This is a genomic window from Arthrobacter sp. NtRootA1 (assembly GCF_019976975.1).
Classification (GTDB): domain Bacteria; phylum Actinomycetota; class Actinomycetes; order Actinomycetales; family Micrococcaceae; genus Arthrobacter; species Arthrobacter aromaticivorans.
Genome location: NZ_AP024630.1, coordinates 705,179 through 720,248, shown reverse-complemented (window position 1 = coordinate 720,248; position 15,070 = coordinate 705,179). Strand labels below are relative to the sequence as shown.

Genomic DNA, 15,070 nt, shown 5'->3' with positions numbered 1-15,070 from the left:
GCGAATGGACTTCATCGCCCCCGACACGTGGGGATCCGCGATTTACTTGTGGATCGTTCCCATGGTGCTGGGCGATGCCATCTTCCCGCCGATCCCGTCCGAAATGGTGGTCATCACCGGCGGAGCGCTGGCAGCCGACGGACACGCCAATTTCTGGCTCATCCTGCTGCTTGCAGCTTTCGCGTCCTGGCTCGGAGACATGGCGGTCTACTTGCTGTTCAAGCGGCGGGTGAGCCATGTACTGGACCGCTGGGCGTGGGGCCGGAAAGTCCACCGTGGAATCCACGAGGCCATCGCCAAGGCAGGCCGATCCTCCACTTATGGGGCTATCATCGGCGCCCGGTTCGTCCCTGGCGGCAGGCTCGCGACCTCCTCCGCTGCCGGAATCGCCAACGTCTCCGTCCGCGGTTTCAGCCTCTGCGCCGGACTGGGCGCAGTGCTTTGGGCCGTGTGGCAAGTAGGCCTGGGCTATTTCACCGGATCCGCAACCAAACTGCCGTTCTGGGCCAGCTCACTGATCGGAGTGGGCGTCGGCCTGGTCATCGGCGTAGTGGTGGGGCTGATCGTCACGCGGCGGCGCGGGAACCGCTCCCCTGTTGATGAGCCGTTCGACGGCGACGTACCCCAGCCGGAGTGACCTTTCCCTAGATCGGCGCCCAGCGTCCGCGGCTACGGCGCAGCACGTAGAGGCTCCCGGTCAGCGCAACGCGTTCGACGGCGTCGCGCATCATGGCAGCCGAGGTCCGGGCTTCGTCGTTCTCACCCGAGTAATCGCGGGCATCCACCATGAAGCGGAGGCTGAGCTGCGGGACTCCTCCCACGATATCGAGCTGGTTCGATTCGACATGATGGCGGGTTTCCAAAGCTTCGATGGCCGCCGCCATGACCGACTCGGGAGCATTGCCAGGCTTGAGGCCGGTGATCTTCAACTTGGTCTGGAACGACGGCATCCAACAACCCTAACGCTCAGGCGCAGGTGCTTTAAGCCGGAACGCTCCCCTACCCCGATCGACATTTCGAGGGGTGAGAGAGCGTTCCGGAAAAACCAAGAGGATGTGCGAGAGCGTCTAGCCTGTGTTCCGCAGGCCGGCCGCCACACCGTTGACGGTTATCAGCATGGCGCGCTGAAGGCGTTCATCAATCTCTGCGCCGGACACCGATTCCTCACGCACACGGCGAAGCAGCTCCACCTGCAAGTAACTGATCGGGTCCAGATACTGATCACGGATTTCCAGCGATCGCTTCAGGGTGGGCTGGGCGTCAAGGAGTTCAATCTCCCCGGTCAGTCGCTCGATTTCAGCAACCGTGAGCTCGTACTCGTCCCGGATCATGTGGAACAAGCGGTGCAGTTCCTCAGGAACCAAGGAAGAAACGTAGTGTCCCGCGATTTCCATGTCGGTCTTGGCCAAGGTCATTTCGACGTTGGAGATGACCGAACGGAAGAAATGCCAGCGATCCATCATTTCCATGAGCTGCTCAGCGTCACCGGCTTCCCGTGCCGCTTTCAGGCCTGAGCCCACACCAAACCAGCCGGGAACGATCTGGCGCGACTGCGTCCAACCGAACACCCACGGGATGGCGCGAAGCCCACCCAGGCCAGCACCCGAATCAGGACGCTTGGAGGGTCGCGATCCGATATTCAAGGAACCCAGCTGCTCCACGGGCGTGGACGCCAGGAAGTAGGCCGGGAGATCGGCGTCGTCGATCAATGCCCGGTAGCGTGCAAAGGCAGCATCGGAAATGGTTTCCATAACGTTCGCGTAGCGCTCGCGCTCGTTTTCGGAGGTTCGCGGAGTCCGGTGCAAGGCAGAGCCCTGCATGACGGCTGCCAAGGACAGCTCAAGGTTCTCGCGGGCAAGCTCGGGAAGTGAGTACTTGTCCGAGATGACCTCGCCCTGCTCGGTGAACTTGATTTCGCCCTCGAGCACACCATTGGGCTGGGCCATGATGGCGTCATACGTCGGACCACCACCACGGCCTACGGAACCACCACGGCCATGGAACAGGCGGACCCTCACGCCGTGCTTGGCAGCCACATCGCGCAGCTTCCGTTGGGTCTTGTGGATCTCCCACTGGCTGGTCATCACACCGGATTCCTTGTTGGAATCGGAGTACCCGAGCATGATTTCCTGGACGTCGCCGCGGAGACGGACCAGTTCACGGTAGGAGGGATCCGAGAGCAACTGATCCACAATCTCAGCGGATGCGCGGAGCTCCTCCACGGTTTCCAGCAGCGGTGCAAAGCCGATCTTGGCGTGCGCCTTTTCCCCGAAGAGGTCAATCAAACCGGCCTCGCGTGCCAGCACAGCGGCGGCCAGGACGTCGTCGGCGCCCCGGGTCATGGAAATGATGTATGTTTCCACAACGTCCGGACCGTAAGTGTGCAGGGCCTGGCGGATGCTCCGGAAGACGTCGTAGGTGCCATCCGCGGCGCCGTCGAGCTTGATCGGGTGGCCGGAGAGTGGACGGCGTGAGGCCAGCTCGGCTCCAAGGAATTCGAAACGTTCCTCACGGGTCAAGGAGGCGTATGGCTTCTCGCTACCAAGACGGTCCACGAGCTGTCCGACGGCATCGTGGTGGTAATCGGCATGCTCACGGATGTCCAGGGTTGCCAGGTGAAGGCCGAAGGCTGCGATCGCACGGCGAACACGGGCCAAGGCGCCGTCGGCAACAAGACCCGCAGCGTGGTTCCGGAGCGAGGCTTCGAGCAGGCCGAACTCGGCCAACAGCTCACTTGTGGTGGAGTAGTCCCGCCCGGGCTCATGATAGGTCGAGGCGGAAACTCGGCGGCCCGTATTGATGAGCTTGGCCTTGATACACGTGAGCTTGAGTCGATAAGGCTCCTGGGCATTGAGCTCCAGGATGCGCTTGTCCAGACCGGGGAGGTTCTTGAGGTCCACGTCGATCGAATCCAGCAACTCTTGGTCAGCCCCGAACAACGCGGTGGAGTTGGACAGGACCGAGATCAGCTCGTCGATCAACGCGATGCTGATCCGAACCGCATTCTGGTTCTGCAACTGCAGGATTTCGCGCGTAACTGCCGCGGTAACGTTGGGGTTTCCATCGCGGTCGCCACCGATCCAGGAACCGAAACGCAGCGGCGCGCTGGCAGCCGGCAGGACCACGCCGTGCTCGGCAAGGAGTTCAGAGAGGTCAGTCAGCATCTCCGGCATGGCATCGGTGAGGATGCTGTTCAGGTAATAGATCGCGTTCCGCGCTTCATCCACGGGCGTTGGCCGGACCTGGCGAAGCTCATCGGTCTGCCACATTTGGTCGATGATTTCCGAGAGTTGGCGATCCTGGCGGCGTCGGGCAGAGGTTCCCTCTTCCGTGGGCTGGGCCAAGACGTCAGAGAGCTTGCGGACCTTGTCCAGCACTGAGCGTCGCGAGGCCTCTGTGGGATGTGCCGTGAAAATGGGCCGCACATCGAGCTCGTTCACAACGTCCTGAAGGACCTGCGGGCCAGCCTGGCCGGCAATTTCCGTAACGGCCTTCGCAAGCCAGCCGTCCTTCTCCTGTCGGGTCCTCAGCCCGCGGACCCGGTGGACCTGCTCAGCCGCATTGCTGAGGTGGAAATAGAACGCGAAGGCACGGACCAGATCCGTCGCCTGGTCCAGTGGCAGGGAGGCAAGCAACTCGCGGACCTGGGCTACGACGTCGTGCGCGCTCCATGGACCGGTCGCGTCCGCCCCGCCCCGTGCGGCTTCTTTGGATTCCTTCGTCAGCAGGCGGACCTGCTCCACGAGCTGCAGCAATTCCGGGCCGTGTTGTCGCACCAGGGACTCACCCAACAGGGTGGAAACGCGGCGCACGTCGGCCCGCAGTTCTGCTGCGAGATCGGTGTCTTGATGGGCAGTGTGAACCATGGATACTTACCTTCGGGATCTGGTTTGGCTCGTACACTGCGCTGGATACTGTGAGCCGGGTTACTAATGTTTCCTACGGGATCTTACCCGCACAGGACTCTACTGCGGGAATACGTCTCAGATTTTGGCGTCCCCGGACTGCTGCTTGGCTATCCTGTCGGCCGACGGCGGCAGGACCACCTTCCCGGCGAACAGACTGACCTCTGCGGTGCCGGGGCCGGCTACCAATTTCTCGTGCCTTCGCTGCCGCATCTCCTCGCGGGCTGCCGCGGCCTCAATTTTGGTCGGCGCACCAGTGGACGGCTCGATCATGGAAAGGACACTCCCGAGCGTGCCCGTCGCCCCCTTCGCGGAAACGCCCTTCTGCACCAGCCGCGTGCCAGCCCAAACCGACCCCACAATCAGTGCAAGGCTTACCACTGCCGCCATTACGGATTCCATGCCCATGCGCTCAGGGTACGCCTCGGGATGGGCACCGGACAGACCGTAATTACCGGGCCCAAGCGTTCCGCAAGACCTCCCAATGACCGGCGGTCATGAGGCTTGCGGGCGTCACGGACACGGATGTGGCCCCGCCTCGGGCAGCCTCGCGCAAAGCGGTTTCGAACCTTTCCGGGGAGATCGTGCCGTCATCGGACCAGAGCCCGACAGACAAGGACATGCGGGAGCCCGCGCGGCGGGTCAAGGCTTTTGCGAGATCCTTCGTCTGCGGCGAGCGCTCGGCGTTAATTCCTACGTACTCCCAAACGTGGAGCCGATCGAGCTGCTTGAGCAAGAGGTCGTAGTCATGGCCGCTGTCGGCGCGGTCCGCCGACGGTGAATCCCGCGGCGAGCGCACATCCATCTCCAGCCGGACACCATAAGGTTCGACGGCGGCTCCCACCCTGCGCACGATGTCAGCCATGGCTTCGCTGCGCCACGTGCTGATCCGGGCATCCGATTGGTCGATCCCGCCTTCGCGGTTTCTGGGCCAGTCATCTTCTCCGGTGGTGGCTTTGAAGTCATCGAAGTCTTCACTGCCAAAGGTGAAATCATCGAACATCAATTCCGTGAGATTCACCGCCGTGGGCCGGTACTTCTTCGCGACGGCACCAGCCAAGGAAGCCAGTCGGGCACCGGCCTTGCCGTGCCGCAGGGACGACACACTGGCGAAGGCTTTGGATGGCTCACCAGCGATATTCCGACCCGCCAGGGAGGGGTCCTCACTCAGTGCACGGTCCAACAGGACATCGATCGTGAGGATCACATCACGTTCCTTGCCATTTTTCGCCAATGCTGAGATCGCCTCCCCCACGAAGTCCCTGCCTGTGCGGGAAACCTCATAAGAGATCGCGTCGGTTTGGCCGGACCAGGGAAAGGCCGTCCAATCTGTGCGTCCCACGGAGATCGATACGGCGGTGGCGTCCACAGCTTCCAATCGTTCCGCCAAATCCACAAGGTGCGACGGGTCCTCGTTGATGACGTCCTCAAAGCCAAGATTCACCATGCGGTCCGTAGGACGATGCTCCGGTTCTTCTGCGCATGCAGCGACACCCGTCAACGCAACGCCAAGGAGAACGGAGCCCACCAGGGCAGCACTTAGCCTGGCAACCAGCATCGTGGATCCAAGAGCCTTCATACGCCTGCCTCGTAGCGGGGGCCGGCCTCTGTGGCAGTTACGGAAATAACGCCCGTCCGTTGGAGCTTGTTCCAGACGGCAGGGGTGCCGCGGATCTCCTTGATGATTGCGCTGGCTAGAGCCAGGCCAACGAATACCGAATACAGGGGCCACAGGGGCAGCGTCCATAGAAAGCGAAGGTCCTTCCATGAACGGTTGAGGCCAATGGAGAACACAATCAGAGCCAAGGACACAAACAGTCCCAACCAGCCAAGAATGGCGAGGACTTCAGCGGGTACGGGACCTGAACCGGCAAGGTAGAGGAACGGCAGCACCGCCAAAATGGCAAGTTGCAGCACAGGAATCACCACCATGGTGATGGCGTTGAACAAAAGAAACATGCCAAACAGCCCGTAACGCCGCCGCCCAAGCATCCCGATATGCATCCGGAGCGTCTGGAGCAGGCCCCGCGACCACCGAACGCGCTGCCGCCACAATCCGCCCATCGTTGACGGCGACTCGGCATAGACCAAGGCTGAGGGCTGGAACCTCACCCGGTAGCCGGCCTTATAGACACGCCAAGTGAGCTCAAGATCCTCACCGAGCGTATCCTCGTGAAAACCGCCTACCAGTTGGACTACGTCACGGCGGAAGGCACCTATATTTCCGGAGACGATTGGCAGGCAATGCAACAAGGACAAGGCCCTACGGACCAGGCCTGTCCCGACGTGGCTTAGAACGGCAAGCATCATCGTTTGAACGCGATTCAGGTTAACCGGCCGGTCGTCGCCGCATACCGCTCCCACCTTGGCGTGATCAAAACCCTCGAGCATGCGCATCAGGGTGTCGGGGGCAAATATCCCATCGGCGTCGACAAACATCAGGATGTCTCCATTGGCCTCGGCGATGCCATAGTTGAGCGCAGCGCCTTTCCCTGCATTCGCTTGGGAGAGAAATCGGACCCGATCATACTGATCTGCAAGTCCTGCCATGATGCTGGCGGTGGAATCAGTGGAACCGTCGTCCACCAGAATTACTTCCAAGCGTAAATAGCGGCTGGCAAGTATCGACTCGACGCAACTGGTGATCACCACGGCCTCGTTATAGCCGGGCACGATCACAGAGACCAGGGGCCGGTCAGTGATGACGGAGTAGCGATGCTTGGCAGAGTTGGAACGGTAAAGCCGGTTGAAATACAAGGCCAGTGGAACGTAGACGATCTTGACCACTCCGAAACTGAGAATCAGCACGCCCCCAACCTGGACAAACGCCAGGGCAGCATCAAGAGGTGTCACGCAGGCCTTCCGGTGATTCGACCGGCGACATATCGGTCCAGGACGTTCTCCAGGAGTTCGGGGGCGAACGCACTGTTTGCGCCGAACCGCGCGTTGATCTCCAGTACCACTGGGCTTCCGTCCTGCAGGCGGCGCACGTCCACGTCGATGGGTCCTATCAACCCGAGCGCGGTCACGGCTGAATCAGCCAATTGGGCCACGTCGGCGCTCTCGGCTCCGTCGACCCTCCTGACAGACACGGCATTCCCTACACGCCCCTCTTTGAGTTCCGTCTTCTCCAGCACCACCACAAGATCGTCCTGGCCCGGCTCAGGCCTGTGGCGGAGGACCACGGGCGCGTACTCCGTTCCAGGTGCGAATCGTTGCACAATCCAGGAATCGTCCAAGAAGGACCAGACGTGGGCGGCGTTCCGGCCGCCGTCGGCAGTCTTTTCCAGTACCTGAACCCCGCGTCCCCCGCGGGAAATGCGTGGCTTGACCACTAGGGATCCCCCTAGCCGCGCCATCGCCTGATCGACAGAGGCGAAATCGCCGGGCAACCCGAAATCGGGGACAGCGACGCCTGCATTGGCGAGGCACGTCATGGTGAGGAATTTGTCATTCGCGATTCGAACGGGTGCGGGGTCGGCAATAAGGACCTCGACATTAGGGGCGAAGCCTTGCCGGGCTTCGGAAACCAGGACGAGTTCATCGCTGACGGTGGGCACCACAAGATCGATGCCATGGGCGCCCACAAGTCCCCGCAGTTCCCACAGATAGTCGGGAGAACTGGAGGCCGATACCAAGGAGACCATGTGAGCCGCGGAACCGTTGACCGCTTGCATATCAACGCCCAGGACCCAATGCCCCAGTTCTCTTAGCTGGCGCGCCAAGGAGGAGCCAGCTGGTCCTCCAACGCCTGTTACGAGTACCCGAACCATCAGAACTCCCCTACGGCCGAGCCAAGCAGTCGAACAGGTTCGAAACCCTCTGCATACGTGGTCTTCACTTGCGAGCCCCTGAACGCTGCGAGGCTGCGTACTCTTTCTGCACTCATGTAAGGCTTGCCCTTTTGGTTCCGGTGCATGGCAACGGCGTGAATCTTTACGTCCACATACCCCGCGATATCCACGAAGACGCTGGGATCGAACTGCCGTGTAGATGAGGGACTCTCGAAGCACAGGATGGAGGAGTGCTGGCGGGCTGCCCGCATGGTCGCACTGTGTACGGCCTGATGGTCCTGGTGATAATCGTTACGGGAATGGGTAATCACAACGTCGGGGCGGAAATCGCCCATCACAGCCTCAATCGCCTGGACCATTTCATCCCCATGTTCCGCGAGGCTGGTGTCCGTAAAGTCGTGGACATGCACCTTGGAGGCACCCATGAAATCCGAGCCTGACGCGGCTTCGGTCACACGGATGGCGCTGTCGCCTCCCTTTCCGCCTGAGCTCATCACCATGGTTCGGACTTCATGCCCGGCATCGGCCAATTTGGCGAGGGTTGCACCGCAGGCCAATTCCAGATCGTCAGGGTGGGCTCCTATGGCCAGCACCCTTCGGGGTTGCAAGGCCACACCGTGGTGAATCCTGAAGGCGGGCGCGACAAGAAAGCCCACAATCAACCCCGCTCCTGTGAGCAGGACTACAACCTCAAGCCACGGGCGGTGCGCCGGCTCCATTGCGCATCCCACCAGTGACAGCAGCAACAGGGCGCCCAAACTTGCCATGGCCCATCGGAGGCCATGCGGCGAGCTGAACCTGCGGACGAACCATTTTTGACCGATCGGGACCAAAGCCCAAACCGCCGCCAACGCGCCCAGCAAGCCTGCAACGGCCAACAACGTTGCTTTCATATTTCCCCTAAATTGCACAGATAAAAGGGCGGCTGCCTTCTCAGGGCACCGCCTCTGAGTTAGTGGCCGTCGCAATAGGTTCGTGACGCTGTATCTGGCAATGATTCGTGGTCAGTACTTGTGCACGAATTCGCCCGCTGCAAGACCGCTCCCACTCAAGGAATATGTCAGGACACCGGCGCCCTTTTTACGCTTGGACTGGGCGGACACCTGAAAATGGAGGTCGTTCCGCCGGGCCGAAGCTGTAATGCAGGTGACGGCCGTCCGCCCCTCCATGGAGCAGGACCACCCTTCCGGGGCAAGCAGCGAACTCTCCTGGATCCGTGCATCCATCTCCACTGAGAACACGGCTTTGGCCGGGCCCAGGGACTGTGAGCCGCCGATCCCAAAATCCACCTCCATGGCCGTCATGCCCGCACCACGGTCCTTTGGTATCCGCACCGACGCTGTCACCGCTACAAGTGACGCGGGAAGGGCTGTTGCCGCCGGCGAGGCCGGGTCCGGCGAGGGAACAGACTGTTGAGGCGCCGGCTGGGATTCCACGCCCGACGGTACCGGGGCAGCGACCAAGGGTTCGGCCCCGGCGTTTGACTCCTCGCGTCCAGCGTTTGACTCCTCGGGCCCGCCGTCTGACGGCGCTGGCTCAACCGCGGCTGGTGACACAGGCGATGGCAAGCTCGGTAGCGGGGTCGCCGTGGGAGTTGGGGCGGGGGCCCCTACAAATGACTCCTGACGGGAGGAACTTGTCTCAATGGCCAACTGCTCCACGGGGACATCCGGCGTCAAGCGACCAACGATTCCAACCGCGCCTAGGGCCAGGCCCAAACCGGCCACCGCTACCATGGCCATTACCGCTGGTTGCCCAATAGCCGGCACCACGATCGCCGCCTTGATGGGGACCAGCCCGCCCAGGAAACCTAATCCGGCACCCTTGGCTGCCAAGGTGGCGAGAGGTATGCCAGTTACCAGCGGGATAAGCACAGCCCGCATGGTTCCCTGAACGTCCTTTAGTTCCGAGAGGGCGCCGGTGCATTTCGAGCAACCACTAAGGTGTTGACGCATTTTGCGTTCAGCAATCCTTGAAAGTCCTCCTCGAATGAATGTACCGAGTTTTGATGCGAATCCGGCGCACTCACTGTCCAGTTCTTCCGCCACGTGGGCCTGCAGGTATTGCCGCCTCAGGCCTTCCCGTGCCCGGAGCGCCAGTGCTGACACGGCATTCGCAGACAGACCCAGGAGTGGTGCCACCGCCGCTGGCTTCATTCTTTCCACGTCCAGATACCACAGCACGGCCTGCCACCGTTCGGGAAGGGCGCGAAATGCCTTTGCCACCGTATGCGATTCGAAGGCTTTGACTACGGCGTCGGGATCCGGCAACGTACGGTCAAGAATGGCGTCGTCACTGCTGGGCAGCGACCGCCCGGCCTTCCGGTTCCGATGATGTGACAGGCGGGTGACAGTGGACAGCAGGTACGCCCTGAAGAAGTTGTCCGGCCCCCGTCCCGCAACCAGGCTCTGCAATACGGCTTGGAAAGCCTCGGCCACAACATCCTCGGCGTCGCTTGGATTGTCCACGTTTCGCCGGGCCACTGTGGACGCGACAGACACATGACGTTCATACAGTTCGTCGAATGCGGACATGTCACCGCCACGCACTAACCCGATAAGATGACCGTCGCTCTCAACTCCTGCGCTGGAAGCGTTGTCAGTACCTGTCCCGGATGCCATTTAAGGCACCCCCACAACGTAAAAAATCGTGCCCATATGTACGCAGTGGGCACCAAGCTCAGGTCATGACGCGAATTTGTATAGACTCTTTACCAAAGAGATCCTTATACCGCTTTTCGTCATGAATCCTTATTCGGACGCACTATTCGGATATGACATCGTTCCGGACAAAATCATTCGCTGAATGCACATTTTCCCGACACCTGTTGATGCGCAGATGGCAGACCACCAGCTATCAGCATGGTTGGCGGTTCCCTGCAGACTGGTTCCTGCCCGAGGTCCGGACGGTGGTGACGTCGCTGGCCACCCGGGCCAGTGTTCCACCTCCTACAGCACGGTCCTTGGGCGCGGCGCGAGCCCGGAACGGCGTTGGAATCAGTGAAACCATGACGGACTTCCGCGCCCTCTTCCTTGCAGCAGACCGGAACATGGACATCGAGGCCCTCCAATCCCTGGCTGAAGGATGGGCAGAGGCCGCCGAATCCGCACCGCCGATTTCGTGCACGGACGTTCAGACGGGGCTGGCCACGCAAGCCCATTTCCAGCGGCGTATCCACGAACTCTCCATTTTTGGAACGGCATGTTCCCACCCGTACGCTCTTGCGATCCTGTCACTGCCCCAACCCCTTGAGAGCCGCGGCCATCGCTGGACCCTTCTGGCGCGGCTCGGCGAAACTGTTCAACGGAAGCTGCACGGGACAGGTGCTACGGCCATGTACAAGAACTCCGCTGTCCACGTGCTGTTACCCCTCTCAGCAGGCAATCTTGGGCAGCTCATGGAGTGCAGGACTGCCATGGAAAGCCTGGGTGAAGGAGCTCTCCGGCCCGCGCGCATGCAGTTCTTCCCGTTGGCAAATGCCCCTTCAGAACCAGCGCCTCAGGATTACATTCCCGAAGCAATGTGAGTGAAGCCTGTTGGTGCCGTCACGAACAGCGTCGAGCCGCCACTCACCATGCGACGAGACACGCTTCCGCATTCGAAGGACCATCCAACACATGAAGAATCAGCTCCATCTAAAGTCCGCCTCCCTGGTGGCCGCACTACTGGCTGTTGTGGTGACAGCCTTCGGACTCGCCTGGTCGGCAGGGCCAGCGAATGCTGCCGTGATCCCGGGCGCGGCGGTCACCATCAGCACGGATTCAGTGGTCACGAACCAATGGGACCAAGTAGACCTGACCTGTCAGTGGTCCGTTCCTGACAACTCGCAGCCCGGCGATACCTTCAACCTGCAGCTGCCGCCGGAACTTCGCTGGTTTGGTGCCGCGTCATTTGATCTAGACAACGCCGACGGCGTAACGGTCGCCAAAGCGGCAGCCAACGATGCCGGACAAGTGGTCTTCACCTTGACCGACTTCGTGGCGGACCATCCCAACAACGTGGGTGGGACGTGTAATTTCAGCACGCAATATGCTGTGCAGCCGGGCACCGGCGAAACGACGGAAGTGAACTTCACCGTGGGGTCCACAGTGGTACGCGTGCCTGTCCATGTCGACGGTCCATGCACCCAGGACTGCCATCCCGCTGCCCCTACTTCGGCGGGCAAGTCCATGTGGTGGGCCGACGCTCCGCAAACTGAACTTGAATCCATCTTTTACATGCCTCCAATGCCCTCAGAATCAAACGACGTCGTTGTGACGGACACGCCCGCCGCTGGCATGGAAATCGATTGCGACCACATCACTCCGCGCGTCGGCAGGGTTGTCAACAGCTCCGGAAACATCACCGAGCCAATGGACAACGAGCTATACCCCGCAAATGTCGAGTGCACTCCCCAAGAAGCAACTGTGCGGTGGACGGGCCTGCCCAGGGGTGAACGGGTAGAGCTCTTCGTCGTCACCAAAGTGACGGACAGGAAGCTGGACGTCTACACCAACAGCGGAACCGTAAATATTGCGGGTGAAGAAACCCCTGTCGGTGCCGAAACGCGGCGAACCCGTGCTGACGGAACAGGCGAAGGAACGGCAAGCCCCACGGCAACACCCACACCGACGCCGAGCCCAAGCACCGGAACACCCACAGCAACACCCACACCCACACCCAGCCCGAGCACCAGCACAGCAACACCCACACCCACACCCAGCCCGAGCACCAGCACAGCAACACCCACACCCACACCCAGCCCGAGCACCAGCACAGCAACACCAACACCCACACCCAGCCCTAGCGAAAGCACCGCAACACCCACGCCTAGCCCTAGCGAAAGCACCGCAACGCCTAGCCCTAGCCCCAGCACCACAAGCCCGGTACTTGTAGCCACGGACGAGCCGACTCAGCCCGCAGAGGTTCCGAAACCAGAGCGGCTTGCTACCACGGGAGCTCAAAGCCCGGTGTTCGTCTTCGCAGCCGCTGCACTTTTGGCGTTGGGATCGTTGCTGGGTTTCCTGGGTGTCCGGCGGTCGGCTCGTCGTCAGCACTAAATAGCAAAAGGCCGAGTCCGATGGCACCGACATCCCAATAGCCACGCAAGAATGCAAGACAAGACCGCGAGGACTCACAGGCTCCACCGCGAATGGCGCTCCAAGCGAACGATGGGCCGTGCACACGATGCGCGGCCCATCGTTGTACTCCTCCGGAAGCACGCTCGGGGTTGCACGCTTCCGGGAATGCACCGGTGCGGCGCATAGTTGAGGAGATTGCAAAGCCGCCAACCGCGGCTCACACCTGCCGAGGAGAACCATGAGCTCGCCCACCACTGCAACAGACGCCCAGCTTGCCCGTTGGGAGCGGTTCCGTGCGTCACGGAATGCAGCACTGGCCTCGGATCACGGCTGGCTGACGCTGACGTCGTTTCAGTGGCTCGAGTCGGAGCCGGCAGATGTCGAGTTTGCCCCGGGACTGTGGTCAACGGATGGCACGACTGCAACCCTCACGGCCACCACTGCGGACGGCCTGACCCTCGTTGAGACCGGCGAGAGCGTTGATGGCACAGTGACGGCGACCTTGCAGGATGAAGAGTCCCTCATGTGGGTGCAGTACGGCGGTGCCGACGGGAAGCAGGTGGTGGTGGAGCTTGCGATGCGGGCGGACAAGTATGCCATCCGGACCAGGGACGCGGGCTCGCCCGTTTTTACGGACTTCGATGGGGTTCCCACCTACGATTACAACCCGGACTGGGTGATTCAGGGTCGGTTCGAACCCTATGACCAGCCCGTGGATGTACCTATCGGAACGGCCAACCCTTTGGTGGACGGCGTTCATCGTTCGGTCGGGGAGGTGGTGTTCCGGGTTCCTGGCGTTGCCCATGAAGTCCGCCTCCATGCTGAGGAAGAGAAGCTCGGCGCCTTGAACGTGACCTTCCATGATGAGACCAACGGCGACACCACGGATGAGTGGAGGAAGGTTTTTATCCCCCGCCCACGCCCGGACGGATCCGTGGTGATCGATTTCAACCGCGCCATCAACTACCCGAGCGCTTTTACCCCTTATGGCACCTGCCCGATGCCGGTCCGCGGAAATTCCATTGATGTCCGCGTTGAGGCTGGCGAAAAGATCCCTCAGGAGTAAAGCGCCTGACTATACGATGGCAGAGACCCCCGTTACTGCCCGGCCCACGATCAATGAGTTGATCTCGTAGGAGCCCTCGTACGTGAAGATGGCCTCGGCGTCGGCAAAAATCTTGGCGATTTTGTAGTCGGTGACGATGCCGTTTCCGCCCAGGATGGAACGGCCCAAGGCCACGCTTTCACGCATCCGTGCACTGCAGTAGGCCTTTGCGAGAGCCACTTGTGCCATATCGGCACCGCCGTGCAGGGCACCTTGCGCGTCGCGGGAAATGCCCTCTTGGAGTTGGGCGATCCGCACCATCATCCCCATGCTGGCCACGGCGTTGCCGAGCATGTCCACCAGATGCTGCTGGATCAACTGGAACCTGGCAAGGGGTTTACCGAACTGCAGTCGTTCCACCGCATACTGGCGCGCGACGTCGAAGGCTGCCAGCTGTTGGCCTACCGCCTGCCAGGCAACCATGATCCGCGAGCCGCGCAGCAGATGGTTGGTATCGGCAAAACTGCTGATTCCGCCGAAACGGTCTGATTCTGCAACGTGCACGTCTTCGAAGAGGATGTCGGCGTTCTGCACTGTCCGCAGGGCAATCTTGTTCTCGATCCGGCTCCGAATGATGCCCGGCAACGAGGCGTCCACGATGAATGCCCGCACAGCGCCGTCGCTTTCGTCTTTGGCCCACACCAGCATGTAGTCGCAGAACGTCCCATTGCCGATCCAGCGTTTAGCGCCGTTAATCACCCAGTAGTCACCGCCGTCGGAGGCTGCTCTTTCCACACGCCGGGCTGTTGTCTGCATACCGCCGGCGACATCGGACCCATGCTCTGGTTCGGTGAGCGCGAAGGCCCCTGTGGTACGGAGGTTTGAGGCGTCGTCGAGGTATTTGTCCTGCTGGGCGTCGCTGCCAAAGTCGTAGAGCGACTCAACGAAGAGATCGTGGTGGACCATGAAGAACGTCGCGATGGAGGTGTCTACGCGGGTCATCTCGGCAATGACCAGCCCGGCGAACAGGTGTGTGTAACCGCGCTGGGCCGGGGCACTGAGGCGAAGGGCCGCGAGCTTGGGCAGGATGTGTTCGGGGAACTCGGCTTTGTCCCACCACTGCCCTGCGTAGGGGGCGATCTCGGAGGCAAGGAAGGAGCGGAGTTCGTTGAGTTTCCGCTGTTCCTGGACGCTGAGGAGAGACTCGAAGTCGAAGAAGTCGGCCGTGGGGAGGTCGGCCGCTGAGGCCGGCACCTTACCCACCAT

At 61.4% G+C, this 15,070-nt stretch carries 13 protein-coding genes; 4 read left to right on the top strand and 9 right to left on the bottom strand.

Features of this window, described 5'->3' with window-relative positions:
• The first annotated feature begins 4 nt into the window (after positions 1 to 4).
• Complete coding sequence (locus tag LDN90_RS03500; RefSeq protein ID WP_223947931.1) at positions 5 to 637, top strand: VTT domain-containing protein; 633 nt, start codon at positions 5 to 7, stop codon at positions 635 to 637.
• A gap of 7 nt (positions 638 to 644) precedes the next feature.
• On the opposite strand, the gene LDN90_RS03495 is transcribed toward LDN90_RS03500, so the two are convergent.
• The 8 genes from LDN90_RS03495 to LDN90_RS03460 all read right to left on the bottom strand — a co-directional run bounded on the left by LDN90_RS03495 (position 645) and on the right by LDN90_RS03460 (position 10,233).
• Entirely contained in the window at positions 645 to 950 is a 306-nt protein-coding gene (locus LDN90_RS03495) for a hypothetical protein (protein WP_223947930.1), read from the bottom strand.
• Between the two features lie 117 nt (positions 951 to 1,067).
• Positions 1,068 to 3,866, bottom strand: coding sequence for a phosphoenolpyruvate carboxylase (ppc, locus tag LDN90_RS03490; RefSeq protein WP_216921595.1), 2,799 nt, complete (start codon positions 3,864 to 3,866; stop codon positions 1,068 to 1,070).
• Positions 3,867 to 3,983: 117 nt separating this feature from the next.
• A complete protein-coding gene (locus tag LDN90_RS03485) occupies positions 3,984 to 4,313 on the bottom strand; it encodes a hypothetical protein (RefSeq protein WP_216921598.1) in 330 nt (109 codons plus the stop codon).
• Between the two features lie 43 nt (positions 4,314 to 4,356).
• The gene (locus tag LDN90_RS03480) at positions 4,357 to 5,484 is read right to left on the bottom strand and encodes a hypothetical protein (protein WP_223947929.1); all 1,128 of its coding nucleotides are present in this window, start codon (positions 5,482 to 5,484) and stop codon (positions 4,357 to 4,359) included.
• Positions 5,481 to 6,758 carry a glycosyltransferase family 2 protein gene (locus LDN90_RS03475; protein WP_223947928.1) on the bottom strand — a complete coding sequence of 426 codons (1,278 nt, stop codon included), beginning with the start codon at positions 6,756 to 6,758 and terminating at the stop codon, positions 5,481 to 5,483. The genes LDN90_RS03480 and LDN90_RS03475 overlap by 4 nt, the downstream gene beginning before the upstream one ends.
• Positions 6,755 to 7,678 (bottom strand): ATP-grasp domain-containing protein, encoded by a 924-nt coding sequence (locus LDN90_RS03470; RefSeq protein ID WP_223947927.1) that lies wholly within the window; start codon positions 7,676 to 7,678, stop codon positions 6,755 to 6,757. Before LDN90_RS03470 ends, LDN90_RS03475 begins: the two co-directional genes overlap by 4 nt.
• Positions 7,678 to 8,592, bottom strand: a complete 915-nt coding sequence (locus LDN90_RS03465; RefSeq protein ID WP_223947926.1) for a PIG-L deacetylase family protein — start codon at positions 8,590 to 8,592, stop codon at positions 7,678 to 7,680. The genes LDN90_RS03470 and LDN90_RS03465 overlap by 1 nt, the downstream gene beginning before the upstream one ends.
• 111 nt (positions 8,593 to 8,703) lie before the next feature.
• Positions 8,704 to 10,233: a sigma-70 family RNA polymerase sigma factor gene (locus LDN90_RS03460; RefSeq protein WP_223947925.1), complete on the bottom strand. Its 1,530-nt coding sequence runs from the start codon at positions 10,231 to 10,233 to the stop codon at positions 8,704 to 8,706.
• A gap of 296 nt (positions 10,234 to 10,529) precedes the next feature.
• On the opposite strand from LDN90_RS03460, the gene LDN90_RS03455 reads away from it, so the two are divergent.
• The 3 genes from LDN90_RS03455 (at position 10,530) to LDN90_RS03445 (ending at position 13,825) form a co-directional block, all read left to right on the top strand.
• The gene (locus LDN90_RS03455; protein WP_223947924.1) at positions 10,530 to 11,225 is read left to right on the top strand and encodes a hypothetical protein; all 696 of its coding nucleotides are present in this window, start codon (positions 10,530 to 10,532) and stop codon (positions 11,223 to 11,225) included.
• 91 nt (positions 11,226 to 11,316) lie between these two features.
• Positions 11,317 to 12,738, top strand: a complete 1,422-nt coding sequence (locus LDN90_RS03450) for an Ig-like domain-containing protein (protein ID WP_223947923.1) — start codon at positions 11,317 to 11,319, stop codon at positions 12,736 to 12,738.
• A gap of 259 nt (positions 12,739 to 12,997) precedes the next feature.
• Positions 12,998 to 13,825 (top strand): DUF1684 domain-containing protein, encoded by an 828-nt coding sequence (locus tag LDN90_RS03445; RefSeq protein ID WP_223947922.1) that lies wholly within the window; start codon positions 12,998 to 13,000, stop codon positions 13,823 to 13,825.
• A 9-nt stretch (positions 13,826 to 13,834) separates the two neighbouring features.
• Here LDN90_RS03445 and LDN90_RS03440 read toward each other — a convergent pair whose 3' ends face one another.
• Positions 13,835 to 15,070 (bottom strand): acyl-CoA dehydrogenase family protein, encoded by a 1,236-nt coding sequence (locus LDN90_RS03440; protein WP_223949227.1) that lies wholly within the window; start codon positions 15,068 to 15,070, stop codon positions 13,835 to 13,837.

Coding starts and splice junctions, on each gene's coding strand:
- LDN90_RS03500 (WP_223947931.1), top strand. CDS start 5: ATGGACTTCATCGCCCCCGACACGTGGGGATCCGCGATTTACTTGTGG.
- LDN90_RS03495 (WP_223947930.1), bottom strand. CDS start 950: ATGCCGTCGTTCCAGACCAAGTTGAAGATCACCGGCCTCAAGCCTGGC.
- ppc (WP_216921595.1), bottom strand. CDS start 3,866: ATGGTTCACACTGCCCATCAAGACACCGATCTCGCAGCAGAACTGCGG.
- LDN90_RS03485 (WP_216921598.1), bottom strand. CDS start 4,313: ATGGGCATGGAATCCGTAATGGCGGCAGTGGTAAGCCTTGCACTGATT.
- LDN90_RS03480 (WP_223947929.1), bottom strand. CDS start 5,484: ATGAAGGCTCTTGGATCCACGATGCTGGTTGCCAGGCTAAGTGCTGCC.
- LDN90_RS03470 (WP_223947927.1), bottom strand. CDS start 7,678: ATGGTTCGGGTACTCGTAACAGGCGTTGGAGGACCAGCTGGCTCCTCC.
- LDN90_RS03465 (WP_223947926.1), bottom strand. CDS start 8,592: ATGAAAGCAACGTTGTTGGCCGTTGCAGGCTTGCTGGGCGCGTTGGCG.
- LDN90_RS03460 (WP_223947925.1), bottom strand. CDS start 10,233: ATGTCCGCATTCGACGAACTGTATGAACGTCATGTGTCTGTCGCGTCC.
- LDN90_RS03455 (WP_223947924.1), top strand. CDS start 10,530: ATGCGCAGATGGCAGACCACCAGCTATCAGCATGGTTGGCGGTTCCCT.
- LDN90_RS03450 (WP_223947923.1), top strand. CDS start 11,317: ATGAAGAATCAGCTCCATCTAAAGTCCGCCTCCCTGGTGGCCGCACTA.
- LDN90_RS03445 (WP_223947922.1), top strand. CDS start 12,998: ATGAGCTCGCCCACCACTGCAACAGACGCCCAGCTTGCCCGTTGGGAG.
- LDN90_RS03440 (WP_223949227.1), bottom strand. CDS start 15,070: ATGGTGGGTAAGGTGCCGGCCTCAGCGGCCGACCTCCCCACGGCCGAC.